This window comes from Bacillus cereus (genome assembly GCF_002564555.1).
GTDB classification, from domain to species: Bacteria; Bacillota; Bacilli; order Bacillales; family Bacillaceae_G; genus Bacillus_A; species Bacillus_A cereus_K.
Genome location: NZ_NUVD01000051.1, coordinates 1 through 1,723, shown reverse-complemented (window position 1 = coordinate 1,723; position 1,723 = coordinate 1). Strand labels below are relative to the sequence as shown.

Here is a 1,723-nt window from a genome sequence, read left to right as displayed (position 1 = left end):
TAATATTGTAATTATAATATGTAAATTAGAAATATCTATGAAAATAACCTTAAATAATTAGATTGTTGTTATCATTTTTAAAAGTTTACTTTCAAAAAATAAGAAAAAGAATCTTAAGTTAATAGAACTCTTTTTTTGTTTTAGGTAAGGAGGAGTGTTAGAAAAATGCGGATTTACAATGTTAAAGAATTTTCAATATTAAAAAGCCTAATTTCGTAATTTAATGCTGAGAAATTAGGCTTTTTTCATTGTTCCATTAAAGCACCCGATTGCTGAATAAATGTTATACAATTTATCTCCAATTAGTAGTGATTGATTAATCTTGTGGAATTTTAATTACTGCTGAATTATATCCTATAATGGAAACCTTAATTTCTCATAAACAATCAAACATCTATCTCAAATAGGTGCATGAAATTAATTATTATTCTAATGGTTAGTTAGGGGGGACATGATGAGCTATACAGTTCCAGGAGGTCAACCGCAAGGAAAACCCATATTTGTTACAAGCAAAATTAGGGAAGCGATGGTTGCCGAGTTAACTGCAATTAATGATTATACTTACCATATTGCCAACTCAAAGATGGAAGAAGTTAACAAGGTTTGGAGAATGATCATGCTAGATGAAAAAAAACATTACGGAATGTTTTTAACGTTGTTACGCAAATACGATCCTGTACAATATGAAACCTATGTCTATTATCAGAACACTCAATTTTATGTGAAGGAACCAATGCAAAATTATAAACCAAATTATGATGAACAATTGATACTAAATCTTATCAGAAATGATATTAAAGGTGAATTAGAAACAGCCATTCTTTATGATGAATATGCTTCTGAAATTTCTTATCCCGATGTTCAACAAATTTTCAGTGTTATCAGCCGTGATGAGAAATACCATGTTGAGCATTTAACAAAGCTCTTGATCAGTTATGATTCTGATTCTTACAATGGTCTGAATTAGATTACAAAACGGAGTAATTGGGAAAATAGACAGGAATGGAGAGTGTAGCTACAATCGAAAAGTTCAGAGGTAAGGGATTTAATAGATGAACTTATTTATTTTATTTAAACTGAAGTTGAAATAATGAACAGAGGTTTAGATAATCTTTGGGTAATTCCAATTAATGAAACAGTAGAAAAAATTAAAATGGAACCTTTTTACAACATCTAACAAACTCCCCCACCCCCCTCACTTTTTTTGGGGGGTGGGGGAGTTTGTCTGTACAGTTTAAAAGTAATTAAAAACGAGAGGATGGTTAATAAAGTGGAATTGTTGTAAAAATAGTAGGATATATACTTTGAGGTGTATATCCTATAGAGGGATGATATTGTATGGTTTCATAATAAGGTATAGCTGGATGTTGATAGTATGGCATATGCTGCATTGCATGATATACTGCATGCATTGTTGCTTGAGCTCCATGGGTTGTATAGACTCCGCCTATTGCCCTGTTTTTAATATAGTAAGGATTTATCATAATAATTCACCTCAGTTAATAATTAAATAAACATTTATATAATATGTCTAAAAACTAAACGGGGTCACGTCAGGATTATACAGATTTACAACGATAGTGAGATAAACCTAGTCATATCAAGTATTATCAATAGGGTAGACCCTATTGATACAAATCTCATAGCTCTTGATATGACGGCGTTTGTAACCTTAACGTTGTAAATTGTCAGAATCCTGACGCTACCCCATGCCCATCAACTT

The 1,723-nt window shown here is 31.3% G+C and carries 2 protein-coding genes and 1 pseudogene; 2 read left to right on the top strand and 1 reads right to left on the bottom strand.

Annotation, left to right across the window (positions count from 1 at the left end):
• The first annotated feature begins 454 nt into the window (after positions 1-454).
• Entirely contained in the window at positions 455-967 is a 513-nt protein-coding gene (locus tag COI75_RS17160) for a ferritin family protein (RefSeq protein ID WP_000122742.1), read from the top strand.
• A gap of 35 nt (positions 968-1,002) precedes the next feature.
• A pseudogene (locus COI75_RS27690) lies at positions 1,003-1,150 on the top strand (GNAT family N-acetyltransferase); the annotation flags it as partial.
• Positions 1,151-1,262: 112 nt separating this feature from the next.
• Here the strand turns inward: COI75_RS27690 and COI75_RS27375 are convergent.
• The gene (locus COI75_RS27375; protein WP_000609750.1) at positions 1,263-1,484 is read right to left on the bottom strand and encodes a hypothetical protein; all 222 of its coding nucleotides are present in this window, start codon (positions 1,482-1,484) and stop codon (positions 1,263-1,265) included.
• Positions 1,485-1,723 lie beyond the last annotated feature (239 nt).